The following is a 1263-nucleotide window of genomic DNA, read 5'->3' as shown; positions in this document are numbered from 1 at the left end:
CGGCGACCAAACCAAGGTGATCGAGGTTACGGATCGAGATAGCGGGTGCGGCCATGATGATCTACCTGCAAAAGAGAGTAATAGATCAGAACGGCCGATCGCCGTCAAGCACTGAAAATAGCAAAATCAGGTGCGGAATGACGGATTCAGGCCTGGTATGAGTCGGCAACGCCTTCATCACGGGGAAGACCTCAGCGCTATTCTGATCTCGCCATCACCACCGTTCTGGTCATTAAACGCGTGTTCAGGTTGACCCTGCGGGCTGCACAGGGTTTTATTGATTCCATTTTTACACTGATGAATGTTCCGTTGCGCTGCCCGGATTACACCAGTGTCAGCAAGCGCGCAAAGTCGGTTAATGTCAGTTTCAAAACGTTCACCCGGGGTGAAATCGCACACCTGGTGATTGATTCCACCGGGCTGAAGGTCTTTGGTGAAGGCGAATGGAAAGTCAGAAAGCACGGCAAAGAGCGCCGTCGTATCTGGCGAAAGTTGCATCTTGCTGTTGACAGCAACACACATGAAATCATCTGTGCAGACCTGTCGCTGAACAATGTGACGGACTCAGAAGCCTTCCCGGGTCTTATCCGGCAGACTCACAGAAAAATCAGGGCAGCATCGGCAGACGGCGCTTACGACACCCGGCTCTGTCACGATGAACTGCGGCGTAAGAAAATCAGCGCGCTTATCCCTCCCCGAAAAGGTGCGGGTTACTGGCCCGGTGAATATGCAGACCGTAACCGTGCAGTGGCTAATCAGCGAATGACCGGGAGTAATGCGCGGTGGAAATGGACAACAGATTACAACCGTCGCTCGATAGCGGAAACGGCGATGTACCGGGTAAAACAGCTGTTCGGGGGTTCACTGACGCTGCGTGACTACGATGGTCAGGTTGCGGAGGCTATGGCCCTGGTACGAGCGCTGAACAAAATGACGAAAGCAGGTATGCCTGAAAGCGTGCGTATTGCCTGAAAACACAACCCGCTACGGGGGAGACTTACCCGAAATCTGATTTATTCAACAAAGCCTTTTGTTATGTATCCGACATTCCGCACCTATTTGGGGATTTATTTTCGGCGATGATGGCTACACGTTTGTAGCAAATGACGCCCTAGAGGATTTTGAGTGGGTGGTGGCAAAATAGCTGAAATTATCAGATTCATGTTTTTGCCCATGTACAGGATCTTTAGCTACAACCAATTGAAATAGATAGAAAAAAGGCTTCGTTTGTGATCTGATTTAATCGCAAAAAAAAACCGACAC

At 50.4% G+C, this 1263-nt stretch carries 1 pseudogene; it reads left to right on the top strand.

Annotation, left to right across the window (positions count from 1 at the left end):
* Positions 1–144: 144 nt before the first annotated feature.
* A pseudogene (locus MUW49_RS18135) lies at positions 145–972 on the top strand (IS5 family transposase); the annotation flags it as partial.
* Positions 973–1263: the final 291 nt, after the last annotated feature.

This window comes from Aeromonas sp. LsrichE-8G (genome assembly GCF_022869435.1).
GTDB classification, from domain to species: Bacteria; Pseudomonadota; Gammaproteobacteria; order Enterobacterales; family Aeromonadaceae; genus Aeromonas; species Aeromonas caviae.
This window is presented reverse-complemented; position numbering and strand designations above follow the sequence as displayed.